14 protein-coding genes are annotated in these 17,899 nt (G+C 63.7%); 11 read left to right on the top strand and 3 right to left on the bottom strand.

All coding sequences use genetic code 11. The features are described from left to right. The first annotated feature begins 11 nt into the window (after nucleotides 1-11). The 11 genes from ACZY1I_RS15820 to ACZY1I_RS15870 are packed head-to-tail and all read left to right on the top strand — an operon-like array spanning nucleotide 12 to nucleotide 11,600. On the top strand, nucleotides 12-1,283 hold the full coding sequence (locus ACZY1I_RS15820; RefSeq protein ID WP_463755388.1) for an MCE family protein: 1,272 nt from the start codon (nucleotides 12-14) through the stop codon (nucleotides 1,281-1,283). Continuing rightward, nucleotides 1,280-2,320 (top strand): MCE family protein, encoded by a 1,041-nt coding sequence (locus ACZY1I_RS15825; protein WP_463755389.1) that lies wholly within the window; start codon nucleotides 1,280-1,282, stop codon nucleotides 2,318-2,320. The genes ACZY1I_RS15820 and ACZY1I_RS15825 overlap by 4 nt, the downstream gene beginning before the upstream one ends. Before the next feature lie 10 nt (nucleotides 2,321-2,330). Continuing rightward, nucleotides 2,331-3,512 (top strand): MCE family protein, encoded by a 1,182-nt coding sequence (locus ACZY1I_RS15830; RefSeq protein ID WP_463755390.1) that lies wholly within the window; start codon nucleotides 2,331-2,333, stop codon nucleotides 3,510-3,512. Further along, the gene (locus ACZY1I_RS15835) at nucleotides 3,509-4,837 is read left to right on the top strand and encodes an MCE family protein (RefSeq protein WP_463755391.1); all 1,329 of its coding nucleotides are present in this window, start codon (nucleotides 3,509-3,511) and stop codon (nucleotides 4,835-4,837) included. The genes ACZY1I_RS15830 and ACZY1I_RS15835 overlap by 4 nt, the downstream gene beginning before the upstream one ends. A gap of 8 nt (nucleotides 4,838-4,845) precedes the next feature. Then, complete coding sequence (locus ACZY1I_RS15840) at nucleotides 4,846-5,967, top strand: MCE family protein (protein WP_463755737.1); 1,122 nt, start codon at nucleotides 4,846-4,848, stop codon at nucleotides 5,965-5,967. Beyond that, complete coding sequence (locus ACZY1I_RS15845) at nucleotides 5,967-7,454, top strand: MCE family protein (RefSeq protein WP_463755392.1); 1,488 nt, start codon at nucleotides 5,967-5,969, stop codon at nucleotides 7,452-7,454. Before ACZY1I_RS15840 ends, ACZY1I_RS15845 begins: the two co-directional genes overlap by 1 nt. Nucleotides 7,455-7,475: 21 nt before the next feature. After that, a complete protein-coding gene (locus ACZY1I_RS15850) occupies nucleotides 7,476-8,135 on the top strand; it encodes an Mce protein (RefSeq protein ID WP_463755393.1) in 660 nt (219 codons plus the stop codon). Continuing rightward, nucleotides 8,132-8,845, top strand: coding sequence for a hypothetical protein (locus ACZY1I_RS15855; protein WP_463755394.1), 714 nt, complete (start codon nucleotides 8,132-8,134; stop codon nucleotides 8,843-8,845). Before ACZY1I_RS15850 ends, ACZY1I_RS15855 begins: the two co-directional genes overlap by 4 nt. A 14-nt stretch (nucleotides 8,846-8,859) precedes the next feature. Continuing rightward, the gene (locus ACZY1I_RS15860) at nucleotides 8,860-9,363 is read left to right on the top strand and encodes a CAP domain-containing protein (protein ID WP_463755395.1); all 504 of its coding nucleotides are present in this window, start codon (nucleotides 8,860-8,862) and stop codon (nucleotides 9,361-9,363) included. 38 nt (nucleotides 9,364-9,401) lie between these two features. Beyond that, entirely contained in the window at nucleotides 9,402-10,805 is a 1,404-nt protein-coding gene (locus ACZY1I_RS15865) for an MBL fold metallo-hydrolase (protein WP_463755396.1), read from the top strand. A gap of 9 nt (nucleotides 10,806-10,814) precedes the next feature. Next, the gene (locus tag ACZY1I_RS15870) at nucleotides 10,815-11,600 is read left to right on the top strand and encodes a TSUP family transporter (RefSeq protein ID WP_463755397.1); all 786 of its coding nucleotides are present in this window, start codon (nucleotides 10,815-10,817) and stop codon (nucleotides 11,598-11,600) included. A gap of 18 nt (nucleotides 11,601-11,618) precedes the next feature. Here the strand turns inward: ACZY1I_RS15870 and ACZY1I_RS15875 are convergent, their stop codons facing one another. The 3 genes from ACZY1I_RS15875 to ACZY1I_RS15885 all read right to left on the bottom strand — a co-directional run bounded on the left by ACZY1I_RS15875 (nucleotide 11,619) and on the right by ACZY1I_RS15885 (nucleotide 17,885). Beyond that, a complete protein-coding gene (locus ACZY1I_RS15875; RefSeq protein WP_463755398.1) occupies nucleotides 11,619-13,265 on the bottom strand; it encodes an NAD-dependent malic enzyme in 1,647 nt (548 codons plus the stop codon). An 87-nt stretch (nucleotides 13,266-13,352) separates the two neighbouring features. After that, nucleotides 13,353-13,541 carry a hypothetical protein gene (locus ACZY1I_RS15880; RefSeq protein ID WP_463755399.1) on the bottom strand — a complete coding sequence of 63 codons (189 nt, stop codon included), beginning with the start codon at nucleotides 13,539-13,541 and terminating at the stop codon, nucleotides 13,353-13,355. Between the two features lie 237 nt (nucleotides 13,542-13,778). After that, complete coding sequence (locus ACZY1I_RS15885; RefSeq protein WP_463755738.1) at nucleotides 13,779-17,885, bottom strand: molybdopterin-dependent oxidoreductase; 4,107 nt, start codon at nucleotides 17,883-17,885, stop codon at nucleotides 13,779-13,781. Between the last annotated feature and the right edge of the window lie 14 nt (nucleotides 17,886-17,899).

A 17,899-nucleotide genomic window follows, 5' to 3' on the forward strand; every position in this document is an offset into this window, starting at 1 on the left:
GGTCACGCGAAGTGAGCAAAAAGCGCCATAGCAGCGGGGTCTTCAAGACCAACCGAGTTCGCACCAGCCGGATCGATCCGATCTGGTACGCGCCAACGTTGTTTCTCATCATCGGCGGCCTGGTGGTGATGACCACGGGGATGTTCTCCGGCAAGTTCCAAGACTCCATCCCGCTGACCCTGGTCTCGGACCGGGCCGGCCTGGTGATGGAACCCGGCGCCAAGGTCAAGTTGCGCGGTGTCCAGATCGGCCAGGTCGGGTCGATCGGCACCGACACCAAGGCGGCTCAGCTGCAACTGAAGATGCAACCGGAAGCGTTCAAATACCTGCCGAGCAACGTCGAGGCCGAGATCAAGTCGACCACCGCGTTCGGCTCCAAATACATCGACCTCATCGTGCCCGACGATCGAAGCCCCGTCGCACTGAAGCCCGGCGCCACGCTGCATTCCCGCAATGTGACCGTCGAAGTCAACACGGTATTCGAGAATTTGCAGTCGTTGGTCCAGGCCATCGACCCGGCGAAGTTGAACTCGATCCTGTCAGCTTTCGCACAATCGGTGCGCGGCAAGGGCGATCGGATCGGACAGGCGATCACCGATGCGAACAGCCTGCTGCTGACGGTCAATCCGCGCCTGGAAACCATCCACACCGACTGGAAGCTGTTCGGCCAGACGACCGCCATCTATTCCGGTGCGGCGCAAGACATCCTGTCGATCCTCGACTCGGCGACCACCACCACCGCCACCATCACCGAGAACCAGCGGTCACTCGATGCGCTGCTGATGGCGACCATCGGCTTCAGCCAGACCGGGATCAGTGTCATCGGCCGAAACGAATCGAACATCGTGAACGCCATCAACCTGCTCGACCCGACCACCAAGCTGCTGGAGATGTATTCCCCGACCTACACCTGCCTGTTTCAGGGTGCGCAGTGGTACGTGGAGCACGGCGGCCGACACACGCTGGGCGGCAACGGTTATTCGTTCATCATGGATGCCGGCATGCTCTTCGGTGACGACCCGTACCGGTACCCGAAGCACCTGCCGAAGGTCAATGCCACCGGTGGTCCCGGCGGCAAGCCGAGTTGCGGGTCGCTGCCCGATCCGAGCGCCAACTATCCGGTGCGTGCGCTGGTCACCGACACCGGTTGGGGCACTGAGCCCAACGAGATCCGCACCAACATGGCCGTCGGTAACCCCTGGTGGTCCAACTACTTCCCGACCACCAAGAATCCCCCCGAACCGCCGCGCTACTTCTACCGCGGGGGACAGCCGCCGCCATGAGTCAAGGGGGAAGGGCGAGCCTTCTTAAACTTTGGAGCCGCGTCGCGCTGTTCACGGTGGTGTGCCTGGTCTTCACATTCGCGTTGATCGCGGTATTCGGACAGCTTCGATTCGAGGACCGCACCGAGTATCACGCCGTGTTCACGAACATCTCCGGGTTGAAGTCCGGCAACTTCGTTCGCATCGCCGGGGCGGAGGTGGGCAAAGTCGGTGACATCGACCTACACCGCGACGGCACGGTGACCATCTCCTTTTCGATCGACAAGGGCCTGCGACTCACCGACGGCACCAAGGCGGTCGTACGCTACGAAAACCTGATCGGTGACCGCTTTCTGGCGCTTGAAGAGGGCGCCGGTTCGCCGCACCGCCTCGCCCCGGGCGGGACGATCCCGCTGGCGCGGACATCGCCTGCGCTCGACATCGACACGTTGATCGGCGGCTTCCGGCCGTTGTTCCGTGCGTTGGACCCCGACCAGGTCAACGCGCTGTCCGGCCAATTGCTGCGAATCTTCCAGGGGCAGGGCGGAACCCTCTCCTCGGTGCTGGCGCAGACCGCGACGCTGACCTCGACGCTGGCCGGACGCAGTGAGCTGATCGGCGAATTGATCACCAACTTGAACACGGTGCTGCACACCTTCGCGACCCGCGACCACGAGTTCTCCGATGGCTTGGACAAGCTGTCGGAGTTCGTCGAGGGCTTGTCGCAGCGCAAAACGGACATCTCCACCGGGCTGGCCTACGTCAACGCGGCCGCCGGGTCGATTGCCGATCTCCTTGTCCAGGCACGCCAACCGATCAAGGACGTGGTGCGCGAGACCGACCGGATGGCCAGCCAGGTGCTAGCCGACCGCGAGTACGTCGACAACCTGCTGCACACTCTCCCGGACGTCTATCAAGTGCTGTCCCGACAGGGCCTCAACGGCGACTACTTCGGTTTCTACTTCTGCGAGGTGTTGCTGAAGCTGAATGGCAAGGGAGGCAACCCGATTTACGTCAAGCTGATCAATCAGCCGTCCGGGCGGTGCACGCCACAGTGAGTAGATACTGATGAGCCGATTTAAAGGCACACCGGGCAAGGGCCGGAGCCCGTTCCTGCTCGGGGTCATGGGCACCGTGCTGCTCACCTTGGTGCTTGTCATCGCCTTCCAGTACAACAAGCTGCCGTTCGTCAACGACTACGACAACTATTCGGCCTACTTCTCCGAAGCCGGTGGCATCAAGACGGGCAACCAGGTGCGGGTTTCCGGCGTGGGGGTCGGCAGAGTCTCCGACATCCGCCTGGAAGGCACCAAAGTGCGGGTGGGCTTCACCGTCCGCAAGAGCGTCGCGTTGGGTGAACGCACCGAAGCGGCGATCAAGACCGAGACCATTCTGGGTTCCAAGATGCTCGAGTTGACTTCGCGCGGCGAAGGGCGGCTCAAAGGCACCATTCCGCTGGAACGCACCACTTCGCCCTATGATCTTCCGGACGCGCTGGGCGACTTGACCACCCAGATCAGTGGGCTGGACACCACTCAATTGTCGTCTGCTTTAACAACTTTGGCTGACACATTCAAAGAGACACCGGCCAACGTCAAGCCCGCGCTGGAGGGAGTGGCCCGGTTCTCGGACACCCTCAACAATCGCGATGCGCAACTGCGCAGCCTGCTTTCCAACGCCAACAACGTGGCGGGAATATTGGGTCGCCGTAGCCAACAGATCGCCGGTCTGGTCGGCAATTCCAATGCGCTGCTGGTGGCGCTACTGCAGGAGCGGGATTCCATCGACGCCCTGATGAACAACATAACCGCGGTGTCGCACCAGATTTCGGGTCTGGTCGATGACAACCGCACGCAGCTCAAGCCGGCGCTGGACAAGCTCAATGGTGTGCTCGAGGTCCTCGACAACCGCAAGGAAGACATTCAGCGGACCCTGCCGAAGTTCAAGCGGTACGCGATGTCGTTCGGAGAGGTGCTGGGATCCGGGCCGTTCTTCAAGGCATACGTGGCGAACCTGGTTCCTGGCCAGCTCAGCGGACCGATTCTCGACTCGCGGATGTATGACCGCTATCTGGATCCGAACCAACACCTGCCTTCGGAGTCCGTGGACCCGCCCACGGGATCGCCGCCCGTCCCACCGGAACTCGCGCCGGTGCCGTTGTGGTCCCAGCCGCCGTCCCCGGGACCCGCGCCCGGGCCACCTCCCGAGCCCGCACCGGCGCCAGGGCCCGCCGTCACGGGGGCGCCGTGAACCTCAGCCGAAACACTCGAAGTGCGCTTCGGGGAGTGGCCGCCGTCAGCTTGGTCGTGACGCTCGTCTGCTCTACGTTCCTCGTCGGCAGGCAGCTGTGGAAAGCGGTCGACAAAAACACGTATTCCGCGTATTTCGTCAACGCGAACGGTCTTTTCGTCGGTGACGAAATTCGCATCCTCGGCGTCGCGGTGGGTGTGGTGGACAAGATCGAGCCGCAACCGGCGAGCTCCAAGGTGACATTCTCCGTCGATAAGCAGTATGCGATCCCGGCCGATGCGCGCGCTGCGATCCTGTCGCCGTCGTTGGTGACATCGCGGGCGATTCAACTCGTCCCCGCCTACTCCGGCGGGCCCAAACTGGCTGCCGGAGCGAATATCCCGATCAACCGCACCGCGGTGCCGGTCGAATGGGATGACTTCCGCAGGCAATTGGAGAAACTGACGGAGTCGCTGCAACCATCGACACCGGGTGGCGTGAACTCGCTCGGTGAGATCATCAACTCGACCGCGGACAACCTGCGGGGCGAGGGCGACACGGCCCACGACACCATCATCAAGCTTTCCGAAGCGATTTCGGCGCTCGGTGATCACGCCGACGACATTTTCAGCACGGTGCGCAATCTGCAGCTGCTGGTTTCGGCCCTTTACTCCAGCAGCGATCTGCTGGCCGCGTTCAACCAGAACCTGGCAAGTGTGACGACAATCCTGTCCAACACACCCAACGAGGTAGCCAATGCGGTGCAGGGTCTCGACGGGGCACTGGTGGATCTGCGCGGCTTTCTTGCGGACAATCGGGAATCGATCGGTGTCACGTTCGACCGGCTGAGTTCGGTGACGACGGCGCTCAACGACAGCCGAGCCGATATCAAGCAGATCCTGCACGTCGTCCCGACGGTGTTCCAGAACTTCATGAACATCTACCAGCCGGCGCAGGGCGCGATGACCGGAATCATCGCGTTGAACAATTTCGCCAACATTCCCCAATGGATCTGCAGCTCAATCGAATCGGCCTCGAGACTGCATCTGGACCGGGTATCGAAGCTCTGCATGCAGTACGTCGAGCCCATCATCAAGAACCGCATCTACAACTACCTGCCGTTTGGGCTCAACCCGTTCGTCGGTCCGCAAGCCCGCCCAGGTGAGATCACCTACAGCGACGACAGGCTGCGGCCGGACTACACCCCGCCGCCCGCGGACTTGCCACCGCCCGACGCGCTGCCCGCTGAGCAGCCGGCTCCCGCTGCGCCGCCGCCCGGGCCGACCGTGGTGGATCCGAGTCTTGGTCTGCAGGGCCTGATGGTTCCGCAGGGGCCGCCATCATGAGAAGCCTGATGAGGCGCGCCATCCTCGCCGTTCTCAGCGTTGCGTGCATCGGGGCGCTGCCGGGGTGTGACTGGCATGGCCTGAATTCATTCGCGCTACCCGGCACCTCGGGCGGCGGACCGGATTCGTACACGATCCAGGCGCAACTCCCCGACGTGGTGAACATCCAGGAAAACACCCGCGTCCGGGTGGACGACGTCAACATCGGCAACGTCATCAAAATCGAGGTCCAGGACTGGCACGCGCTGGTCACCATGCGCATCAACGGCGACGTCAAACTGCCGGCCAATTCGACGGCCAAGATCGGCCAGACCAGCCTGCTCGGCTCGATGCACATCGAACTGGCGCCGCCGAAGGACCAGCAACCGGTCGGCCAACTCAAGAACGGGTCGGTCATCCCGCTGTCGCACGCGAGTATGTACCCGACCACCGAGCAGACCCTGGCTTCGGTCTCGGTCCTGCTGAATGGTGGTGGCCTGGCCCAACTGCAGGAAATCACCCAATCGGTTGCGAAGGCCTTCGCCGGCCGCGAAAACGACATGCGCAGTCTGCTGCGCCAGATCGACGAGTTCGTCGCCGGCACGAACAAGCAGACCGACGACATCATCTCGGCCGCGGAGAATCTCAACGCGTTGGCCGCCCAGTTCGCCGCCAAGGATGCGGTCGTCGACCGAGCCTTGATGACCGTTCCCAAAGCGCTCGCGGTGCTGGCGAAAGAACGCACCCAAATCGCCGACGCGATCGACCAACTCGGCAAGTTCAGTGCGATCGCGGCGGACACCCTGCGCCAGAGCAAAGAATCCCTGGTGAACAACCTGCGCCAGATCGCGCCGGTGCTGCGCAGACTCGCCGATGCCGGACCAGCGCTCACCAAGGGTTTGGACGGTCTGGCGACTTACCCCTGGCCGACCTCCACGGTCACCAACTGGTTCCGGGGTGACTACGCCAACCTCACCATGATCGTCGACCTGACGTTGAGCCGGATAGACACCGGGATACTCACCGGCACCCACTTTGAGGGCAACATGACCCGACTGGAACTGCAGTGGGGCCGCACCATCGGCATGCAGCCCAGCCCCGCCACGGCCGGCAATCCGTTGACTGTCCCGTACCACTTCGAGGGGTACTGATGCTGCGCCTGACTCGAAAGACCTGGATCCAGCTGGCAGTGCTGACAGTGGTGACGTTGGTTTCCTGTGGCGCAATGGCTTTCAACTACATGAAGCTGCCCGAAACCCTGTTCGGGATCGGTGAGTACAACGTCACCGTCGACCTGCCGGAGTCCGGCGGGCTGTACGAGAATTCGGTGGTCACCTATCGCGGCACCGACGTGGGCCAGGTCAGGTCGGTCAATGTCACCGCCACCGGAGTGCGTGCCGTTCTCGCCATGAGATCCGGCGTCAAGGTGCCCGCCGAAGTGCAGGCATCCGTGCACAGTCGTTCGGCGATCGGCGAGCAGTTCATCGAACTGACCCCGCAGGCCGGCAAGGACGAACACCAATCCAGGCAGTTACGTGCCGGCGACATCATTCCGGCGGGCAAGGTGGATGTGCCGGTCGACATCGGAAGATTGCTGGACATGACCAACCGTGCGCTGCAAGCGATTCCGCGGGAAAACTTACGCACGTTGATGGACGAGGGCAACCGGGCGGTCGGCGGGCTGGGTCCAGAGCTGTCCCGGATCGTCGACGGCTCAACGGCATTGGCAATCGCGGGCGGAAAGACCGTCGGCCCCCTTGGCACTCTGATCGACCAGACCCCGCCGGTGCTGAACTCCCAGGTGCAGACATCGGACGCGATCGCCACCTGGGCTCATCGAACCGCAGCCATCACCGCACAATTCCAGGCGCAGGATGCGGCGCTGCGAGACCTGTTGACGCAGGGCAGTTCCGGCCTGGAAGAAGGTCGGGCCATGTTCGACCGGATCGCTCCGGCGGTGCCGGTGCTGTTCGCCAACCTGGTGAGCCTCGGGGACATCGCCTACGTCTACCGCCACGACATCGAACAGATTCTGGTGCTGCTGCCTCAGGGCATCGCGGTGATGGCGGGGTCGCTGGTGCCGAACTCCGGTACCAAACAGGACTACACCGGCTTCTATCTCGACTTCAATCTCAACATGAACTCGCCACCGCCGTGCACGACCGGCTTCCTGCCGCCGGGTCAACGACGCTCGCCGTCCATGGTTGACGCTCCGGATCGGCCTGCGGCAGAGCTGTATTGCCGACTGCCACAGGACTCTGAGCTCAATGTTCGTGGCGCACGCAATATTCCATGCGAGACGAAGCCCTGGAAGCGGGCTCCCACCGTCGAGATGTGCGAAAGCGACGAGGAGTACGTGCCGCTCAACGACGGCTACCACTGGAAGGGCGACCCCAACGCCACCACCAGCGGTCAGGGTGTGCCGCAGTATCCGCCCGGTCAAGATCCGCGGCTGCCACCGCCGCGGGGCACCGCGCCGCCACCGCCACCGGCCGCACCGGTAGCGCCGGTGGCGGTCGCAACCTACGACCCGGCCACCGGCGACTATGTGGGTCCCGACGGCCACCGTTACACCGAAGCCGACCTGGCGCACCCGCGTGCCAAGAACTGGCAGTCCCTGCTGGTGCCGACACTTTAGGCAATACCGCTAAGGAGCAATATGGCCGAGAAGCCTGATGAAGCTGAGGCCGAGGAAAAGGTCAGTCTGTCAAAGACAGTCGAGATCGAAGACGAGATCGATCTCGAAGACGACAGCGATCTCGAAGAAATTGCCGAGGCCGACGAGAGCCCGTCCGCTGGAAAACAAGCCCGCCGGCGGCTGCCCAACCCGGTGGGGCGGCTTTCCCATGTCGGGCGCGCGCTGGTGGCCAGCGGGGTCGCCGTCGCGTTGCTCATCGGGCTGACGGTCTGGCTCGGCTACCGCGCCTACCAACAGCACGAGGCTCAGGCTCAACGCAACTTGTTCGTGCAGGTTGCCCGCCAGGGCGCGGTGAACCTCACCACGATCAACTTCGAAGAGGTCGACACCGACGTGCAGCGAATCCTCGACCTCGCCACCGGATCGTTCCGCGACGATTTCGAGCATCGGTCCAAGCCGTTCATCGAACTGGTCAAGGCCGCGCAGTCGAAATCGGAAGGCTCGGTGACCGATGCGGGACTGGAATCACAGCAAGGCGACTCGGCGCTGATCTTGGTGGCGGTCGCCGTGAAGTCGCGGACCGCTGCCGGTGAGGAGGCGCCGCGAGAATGGCGCATGCGAATCGAGGTCAAAGCGGTCGGTGAGGATGCCAAGATGTCCAACGTGGTGTTCGTGCCATGACGACACTGAGTGAGACGACAGTGAGCGAAAGGAATGCTGCTATCGCGGCGACGGACGACGAGGAAACAGCCGGCGAGGACGCAACAGTCGTTGCGCCGGATGTCGAGCCGACGATCCAGGAGGACGCAACCACCGAATCGGACCAGGACTCCGATGACGAGTCAGACGACGAGTCCGACGACGAGGACGAGGTAGCGACCGAAAAGCGCCGGGAGAAGCGCCCGATCGAGTGGCCGCGGGTGGTCGCCTTCGGACTGCTGCCGGCGGTTGCGCTGTTACTGGCGCTGACGGCGGGCTATTTCAAGTGGCTGGACGTGTCGGGGACCGAGGCGGCGCGGGCACGCACCGAATCCGTCCGAGTTGCCGGCGAAGACGCGGTCGCGCTGCTGTCGTACCGTCCGGACACGGCGGCGAAGGACCTTGGCGCCGCGCGGGAACGGCTGACCGGTGAATTCAAGGACGCCTACACCGCCCTGACCCGCCAGGTCGTCATCCCCGGTGCGCAAGAGAAGCGCATCGCCGCGGTGGCGAAAGTCAGTGCCGCATCGTCGGTTTCGGCAACGGCCGATCACGCGGTCGTGCTGCTGTTCCTCAACCAGACCGTGACGGTCGGCGAGGGCGGAACTCCCACGGACACACAACCTGTGGTTCGGGTGACGCTCGAGAAGGTCGACGGACGATGGCTCGTTTCGAAGTTCGACCCGGTGTAAACGAGGGGGTTCGCATGGAGGGCCGATCACACCTCGGTATTCGCGTGCTGTCGGGTGCCGTAATCGTTGGGACGGCAGCAACATTGGGGCTTCCGGCAGCTCACGCCGACAACAAGAGGCTCAACGACGCCGTTATCTCCGGGGTTTACACCACCCAGCAACATGCGGGCTGTACGAACGACGTCACGGTGAGCAACTCGTTATACCTGGCGGCTCAATGGCATGCCGACGACATGCTCGGCAATCCGAACATCAACGACGACATCGGGTCCGACGGGTCGACGCCGCAGAGTAGGGCCAACGCCGCCGGTTTCCGGGGCAAAGTGTCCGAGACCATCGCGATCAACCCGGCGCTCGCCATCAGCAGCCTCGAGTTGATGCGGCAGTGGTACGACAACCCGGAATACCTTGCGATCATGCGTGATTGCGCCAATACGACGATGGGTGTGTGGTCAGACAACAGCCTGAACCGCACCGTGGTGGTTGCCCTCTACGGGCAACCTGAGGCGCGGCGCTGACGGACCTGAACGTGGCCTGATCGGCCAAGGAGGACTCCATGATTTTCACCCAGCACTACCTGGATTGCCTGTCGCAGGCCTCGTATCTGATCGGGGATGAGACGACCGGCCGTGCCGTCGTGGTGGATCCGCGACGTGACGTCAACGAGTACATCAGGGAAGCGGCCGAACACGACCTGCGTATCGAGCGGATCATCGAAACGCACATCCACGCCGACTTCTTGAGCGGTCACCTGGAGTTGGCGGCGGCCACCGGAGCGGTGATTTCCTACGGCGAGCAGGCCGACGTCGAGTTCCCCATCGAACCGCTGCGCGACGGGCAGCGAATCTCACTGGGAGAAGTTACTTTTGAGATTCTTTCGACGCCGGGACACACGCCGGAGTCGATCTCGGTTGTGGTGTACGAGCGTCCCGAGGATCAGGTGCCCTACGGTGTGCTCACCGGCGACGCGTTGTTCGTGGGCGACGTCGGAAGGCCAGATCTGCTGGCCGATGCCGGTATTTCGGCGGAGAGCCTGGCGCGCACGCTGTACGACACGCTGCACGGCAAGCTCCTCAAACTACCCGACGCAACGCGGGTATTCCCCGCCCACGGGGCCGGTTCGACGTGCGGTAAGCAGATGTCGAGCGACACCAGTTCGACCATCGGCGAGCAACGCGAGACCAACTATGCGGCCAAGATCGTCGACGTCGAGGAGTTTGTCGCTTCACTCACCTCTGAGCAAGCGGTGCAACCGCGATACTTCGAATACGACTCGCGGCGTAACCGGGAGCAGCGCCCACTGTTGAACGAGACGACGCCAGAGTTGCTGAACGTTGAAGCTGTCGGCGCATACGCCGCGGCGGGCGCGAGCCTGCTGGACAGTCGTACGGCAGAAGAATTCGCGGCCGGTCATTTCCGCGGCGCCATCAATGTGAGTCTGCAGGGCCGCTTCGCCGAGTGGGCCGGTGGTGTGTTGAAGATCGATCGCGACATCGTCCTGGTCGGTGATTCCGCGAACGCGCGTGAATCACGGGTCCGGCTGGCGCGGGTCGGCCTGGATCGAGTTGTGGGCCAATTGAACGATCTGGCAACGGTTTCCGCGGATCGCCCCGACCTAATCGAGGTCACTGCGCGGTACACCGCCGATCAAGTCGACCAACTGCGCAGATCAAATTCAGACCTGCAGGTGGTTGACGTGCGCGGCAAGGCCGAGGTTGACGGCGCGATCCCTGGCGCGCGCAACGTCCCCTTGCCCGCATTGGCGGATGCACTGACCGAGCTCGACAAATCCGCGCCGGTAGTCACCTATTGCGCGAGTGGAACCCGCTCCATGATCGCCGCCAGCCTTTTTCAGGCGTCGGGGTTCAAAGATGTCGCCGACCTGCTCGGCGGATTCGGCGCCTGGGAGGAAGCGGGCTTGCCAGTGGCAGGCCCTGACTCTGAGGAAGATGCTCCCTAGGAGCAAAGGGTGAACACAGCTGGAAGCGTGTTGCTGTGCTTCGTCGCGGGTTTCGGGGTGGCGGTGCTCACCGCGCCAGTGGGTGTGTCGGGGGCGGTGTTCTTGCTTCCCATCCAGTTCAGCGTCTTGCGGGTGCCCAACCCCGCAATCACCCCGACCAATCTTCTGTTCAATATCGTCGCTATCCCTGGCGCGTTGGCCCGGTATCGCACCCAGGCGTCGCTGAACAGCCCGCTCACCGCGGTTCTGTTGATCGGTACATTGCCGGGCGTCGTGGTCGGTGCGGTGCTTCGAGTATTCCTCCTTCCCGGTGCCGCAGTTTTCCGGGTCTTGATGGCTATATTGCTTCTGCCACTTGGTATCTGGCTCTTGCTGAGAAGCCGGCAGACATCCCGCCCGCGAGCAGCGCCGCTGGGACGCAACGTCACCGTGGCACTCGCCGCCGGCGTCGGCGTGATCGGCGGCATCTACGGAATCGGCGGCGGATCGTTGCTCAGCCCGATCCTGGTGGGCCGAGGACTCCCGATCGCCACTGTCGCGCCGGCAACGCTGGTATCAACTTTCGTGACCTCGGCCGCCGGGGCGCTCACCTATGGCGTCCTGGCAGTCGCCACGACAGGGCAGCACATAGCACCCGACTGGTCGGTCGGGCTGATTGCCGGTGCAGGCGGCCTGATCGGTGGTTACGTGGGCGCTCTTTTGCAGCCGCGCATACCCGAACGAACCCTCCGACTTGCGCTGGGTGCATCAGCTATCGCTTCGGCGACTCTCTACGGCATCCAAGCTGTGCGATAGGTCAGCGGACCGGCGCCGTTAGTCGTATTCCGGCAGCCACATGGTGTCGGCGATCACCTGCGCGACGTCATCATGCGTCTTGGTGGCCACCCCGTCAGCGACGGCGGCCTGGTAAACGGCTTCGGCCACCGCCTTCGAGACGTCGCGCAGATCCTCCACGTCCGGCAGCAGAGAATCTCCGGGGTTCGTCGGATTGGCCAGGTGTGCAATGGCTTTCGCCGCAGCCTGCAACATGCCCTGGGTGAGTAGGCGGGCGCCGGCGACGATCACACCGAGCCCGATGCCCGGGAACACCAGCACATTGTTGGCTTGGCCGATGGTGTAGGTGGTTCCGTCGTATTCGATTGGCGCGACCGGGCTTCCGGTGGCGATCAACGCCTGCCCCTTCGACCACGTCAACACGTCGGGAGGCGTTGCCTCCATCCGCGAAGTCGGGTTGGACAGCGGGAAGATCATCGGGCGATCGCAGGATGCTGTCATCGCCTCGACGACCTCCTGCGTGAACGCGCCGGACACCGCGGAGGATCCGAGCAGGACGGTCGGCGAAGCGAGTTTGATGGCGTCGACCAGTCCGACTCGATCGTCGGCGGCCACGCCCAGCTGGGCGCGGTTTTTTGCGTACGGTAGCTGGAAGTCACGCATGTGGGTCATGTCGTCGAACAACAGGCCCTGGCGGTCGATCGCAAAGATCTGCGAGGTGGCCTGCTCGACGGTGGCGCCGTCGGCGACCATGGCGTCGCGGATCTGATCGGCGACGCCGATCCCCGCGGTGCCCGCCCCGAACACGATGACCCGTTGGTGTCGCATTGGACGTCCGGTGGCCTCCGAGCCGCCGGCTACCGCGGCCACCACCACAGCGCCGGTGCCCTGCACGTCATCGTTGAAGACGCAGTACTCGTCACCGTAGGTCTCGAGGATCATCCGTGCGTTGGCCGGCCCGAAGTCCTCGAAGTGCAGCAACGCCCGCGGAAACGTTTGGTGCGCGGTCTCGACGTAGTGCTTGATGAATGCCTCGTACTCGGCACCGCTGCGACGCCCGTGGCGATTGCCCAGATAAAACGGATCCTGCAGCAATTGCTCGTTGTCGGTGCCGACATCCAGCGACACCGCCAGCGTGCGCCGCGGGTCGATGCCGCCCCCTGCGGTGTAGAGCGCCAACTTGCCGACGGCGATCTGGATTCCACCGACGCCCCAGTCGCCGATGCCCAGGATCGCCTCGGCGTCGGTGCACACGATCAGGTCGATGTCGAAGGGGCCTTGGTCCAGAAGTTCGAAGGCCACCGTGACGTCGTCCGGTTCGTCGATGCTCAAAAACAACCCACGCTGTCCGCGGTACTCATCAGAGAACCGTTGAATCGCTTCGCCGACCGTGGGGGTGTACACCACCGGCATCAGCTCCACTAGATGGTCAGTCAGCACCTTGTAATACAAAAGTTCGTGGCGGTAGTGCAACTGCTCGAGCAGCAGATTACGACCCAGATTCGTGGACATGCTTTGTAACTGGCGCCACACCCGATCGGCTTGTTGTTCTAGGGTGATAACCGCCGACGGCAGGCGCCCGGTCAGCCCCAGCCGCCGGCGCTCCTCGTGCGTGAAACCCACCCCGCGATTAAGGCTCGGCGTGGACAGCGCGGCCGGGAATCGTGGCAGGCGGGCATCGCTCATTCGCAATCTCCATCCGTGACTGGGTGTGTCTCAGGTCACGGTATCGCTGATTTGGCCCGGCTCAAGTTCCGGTCAGCAAAACAACGGTCAAAGATTGGAAACGGACCGCCCGGTGTTCGGGCTCAGGTGATCGTAGTCCGCAATCTGGCAGACACAGATCGGCGCGACATCGCGTGACCAGCGTCGCAACAGCGTCCCGCGCCGGCGCAGCAGATGCTGGGTGAACACCTTGTCACGCTGATTCTGCGAGAACGCCAGGTCCAGATTGACCGACATTCCCGCCCAATCGACCTGTTCAGCCCGCGCGTCTGTAGGCGCGCCGCGGTTCCGCGACTGACAGTGCAAAGGACAAGAACCATTACCGTTGGTCCCATTGGGACGATTCGACTCCCGAGCCACGCGTACGACCCCTCCCTTGAGCCCGCAATCTCTAGGGTGAATGGTGCGACGTTCATGTTTCAGCGGAAGTGGTGCGACGTTTCCGCCGCATTACAGATTGCCCAGAAAGTGGAATTAGTACACATCGCGGTGGTAGCGCTTTTCGGCGCTCAGCGATTGCACGTAGGCCTTTGCTGCGTCGAGTTCGAGGTGGCCGTGTTCAGTCGCGATGTCGCAGATCGCCTGGTCGACGTCCTTGGCCATCGGGTCGGCGGAGCCGCAGACGTACAGCTGAGCGCCGTCCTGCAGCCATCGCCATAGCTGCGCGCCCCGCTTGCGCATCAGGTGCTGGACGTAGACCTTCTCCTGCTGATCCCGGGAGAATGCGAGATCCAATTCGGTGAGAAGTCCATCGGCGTGCATCGTCTGGATCTCGTCGCGGTAGTAGAAGTCGGTGGCGGCGTGCTGCTCGCCGAAGAACAGCCAGTTGGGTCCGGTGTGGCCGAGCGCGCGTCGTTCCTGCAGGAAACCACGGAAAGGGGCGATCCCCGTCCCGGGCCCGACCATGATCATCGGAGTTTGCGGGTCGGTCGGCGGCCGGAAGTTCCTCGACGTCTGGACGTACACCGCGATCCGGTCGCTGGGGGAGCGGTCGGCGAGATACGTCGAGCAGACACCCCGACGCGGAACTCCGTGCAGGTTGTAACGCACCGGCGAAACCGTCAGGTGAACTTCGCCGGGGTGCTCCTTCGGGCTGGAGGAAATCGAATACAGCCGCGGCTGAAGCGGTTTGAGTACGCTCAGCCATTCGGCGACGGATGCAGTGACCGGTGCGTGCGTGAGCAGATCCACGGATTGGCGCCCCCACGTCCAATCCGCCAGTGCGGCTTTGTTTTCCGACCGCATCAGACTGCTGAGGTGTCCAGCCGCGTCGGTGTCCTTGGTGTGTTGTTGCACGAACCGCAGTAGGTCCGGGCTGATGTGGGCGATCTCGAACCGATCGGTCAATGCGGTGCGTAATGACATCGGGCCACTAGCGGTCCCGTCGCCGATCTCCACCTCGGTGCGTCCGTCGAGACCGGTCACGGTCAGCCATTCATCGACGTATTGCTCGTTGTTGTGCGGCCACACTCCCAGCGCGTCGCCGGCCTCATAGCTGACGGCGTCTTCGGGAATGTGAAAAACCAACTGGCGCACGTCTTTTACTGATTGCGGCCGGCTCAGCGTCGTGTTGCGGATCAAGTCGGTGACCAGCGGGCGTCTCTTCGAGTACTTGGCGGTCTCGGCTGTCTTGGGTGTCGCTGGCGGTATGGCGTTCGGCGTCGCTGTCAGCGCCCGCAGAACGTCGTTGAGCCAGCCGGCGGCGGTGTCGTCGTAGTCGGGTTCGCAGTCGACGCGTCCGGCGATGCGGGTCGCGCCGAGTTCGGCCAGCCGTTCGTCGAGCTTGCGTCCGTGGCCGCAGAAGTCGGCGTAGTTGGAGTCACCGAGGGCGAGCACGGCGTAGCGGGTGGCGGCCAGGCGCGGCGCGTCGTCGGCTGTCAGCGCCCGCCATAGTGCGGTCCCGTTGTCCGGAGGGTCACCGTCGCCGGTGGTGCTGGTGATCAGCAGCAACTCGCGGGTGTCCGGTAGGCGACCGACGGGGAAGTCGTCCATTCCGTGCAGGGCGACCGGTAGCTGGGCGTCGCGTAGTTGGGCGGCGATGCCGGTGGCGAGGTCCTCGGCGTTGCCGGTCTGGGAGGCCCAGAGCAGCACGATCGGGACCCGCTCGGGGGCGGTCTCGGTGGATGTGACGGCCGCTGACGATATCGGGCCCGGGGTGCCCGACAGCATGCCTGCGATCACACCGTCTACCCACATTCGGGTGCGGGTGTCGAACGGAGCGCTGACCGGCAATGTGGGGACTCCGGTGGCCGAACGTCCGGCAGAGGTGCCGGCTGATGTGCGGAGCCCGGCCATCAGGCCCGCGAGGTAGGCGCGGCCGTGTGCGTCGAACTCGGGGGCCGGCTCGGCCGCCACCCCGAGGAACTCGGCGATGGCGTCGATCTGGGACAGGCTGGCCGATTGTGGGGCATCCTGCGGTAGGGCGCTGGCGACTTTGGTCAGGGTGACCGCGCAGACTTTGTATTCCGGTTGGCGCGATATCGGGTCGACGGCGTCGTTGGTGACCGCGTTGATCGAAAGGTATTCGCCGAACGAGTCATTCCAATGGAAGGGTGCGAAGCAGTCACCGGGCCGCACCCGATCGGTGACCACCGCGGGCAGCAGCGCGCGGCCCCGGCGCGATGCGATCTCGACCCGATCACCGTCACTGATCTGCAGACGGGCGGCGTCCTGCGGATGAATCTCCGCCATGGGCCCCGGGTTGAGCTTGTTGAGCTTGGCGACCTTTCCTGTTTTGGTCATCGTGTGCCATTGATGCGGTAGCCGCCCGGTGTTGAGTAGGAACGGGTAGTCGGTGTCGGGCATTTCGGCCGGCAACAGGTGCGGGCGGGCGAAAAAGACCGCCCGACCGTCCGGTGTCGGGAAGGCCAGCCGGGGCACGTGGCCGTCCTCGCGGACGAGTCGTTGCTGGCTGCGGCCGTCGTTGAGGTAGCGGATCGGATTGCGGTCGTTGGTGCTCTCGGGTGGGCAGGGCCACTGCACCGGGGTCTGACGCAGCCACTCGTAGCTGACGCCTCGGATGTCGTAGCCGGTCTTGGGGTTCCAGAACCGCTTGATCTCTTCGAACACCTCCTCGGCGCAGGAGTAGGTGAATGAGTCCGAATAGCCCATCTCGCAAGCGATCCGGGCGATGATCTGCCAGTCAGGAAGTGCTTGCCCAGGCGGATCGACCGCTCGTTGGAACAGAGTCAGGTTGCGCTCGGAATTGACCATCACGCCCTCGGACTCAGTCCACAGGGCGGCCGGTAGCAGCACATCAGCGTAAGAGTTGGTCTCGGTTTCCAGGAATGCGTCCTGGGTGATCACCAACTCGGCCTTCTCCAAGCCGGCCAGCACCGTCTTCCGATTCGGAACGGTGGCAACGGGATTGGTGCAGATGTTCCAGCACGCTTTGATCTTTCCGTCGGCCATTCGTGTGAAAAGGTCGATCACACCGTCGCTGACGTCGGTGCGCAACGACCCGCGGCGGATACCCCACTGATCCTCCACGAATTCCCGGTCGTCGGTGGAGGTTACCGATCGCTGGCCAGGCAAACCCGGTCCCATGTAACCCATTTCGCGGCCGCCCATTGCGTTGGGCTGGCCGGTGAGCGAGAACGGGCCGCTGCCGGGCCTGCCGATCGCGCCAGTGGCAAGGTGCAGATTGCAGACCGCGTTGGTGTTCCAGGTGCCGTGGGTGCTCTGGTTGAGTCCCATCGTCCAGCAGGTCACCCAGTTGGCGGCCTCGCCGATCCAGCGTGCTGCCGTGTGGATGTCTTCGGTTGGTATCCCGGTGATTTCGCTGACTCGGTCCGGAGTGAACTGTTCCAGGAAGCTGGGCATCTCGTCCCAGCCAGTGGTGAACTCCGCGATGAATTCGGGGTCGGTGTGGCCGTTCTTCACGATCAAGTGCAGCAATCCGTTGAGCAGCGCCAGGTCCGTGCCGGGTGCCACTTGCATGAACAGGTCGGCCTTGGCGGCGGTCGCGGTTCGTCGCGGGTCGACGACGATCAGTTTGGCGCCGGCCTTGACCCGTTCCATCATCCGCAGGAACAGGATCGGATGGCAGTCGGCCATGTTGGCACCGGTGACGAAGAAGACGTCGGCCTGGTCGAGGTCCTGGTAGGAGCCTGGGGGACCGTCGGCGCCCAGGGACAGCTTGTAACCCGAACTCGCGCCCGCCATGCACAGTCGTGAGTTCGACTCGATCTGGTTGGTGCCGATGAAGCCCTTGGTCAGCTTGTTGGCCAGGTACTGGGCCTCTATGGACATCTGTCCCGAGACATAGAGGGCGACCGCGTCGGGACCGTGCTTGTCGATGATCGCGCGCAACCGCTTTGCCGACCGGGTGATCGCGGTGTCTATGTCAGCGGGTTCAAGCGATTGGCCGCGCTTGGCTCGCAGGTAAGCGGAGTCCGCGCGACCGGGTGCGGCAAGCAGGTCGGCGGTCGTGGCACCCTTGGTGCACAAGCGACCGAAGTTGGCCGGATGGTCCTTATCTCCAAAGGATTTGGCAAGAAGGTTGGTGTGACCCGAGTCGCTTTGCGCAGCCGGTGTGACTTCCAGCACCATTCCGCATCCGACGCCACAGTAGGCGCACATGGTGCGCACCTGCC

Source organism: Mycobacterium sp. IDUB_37, from assembly GCF_055419245.1.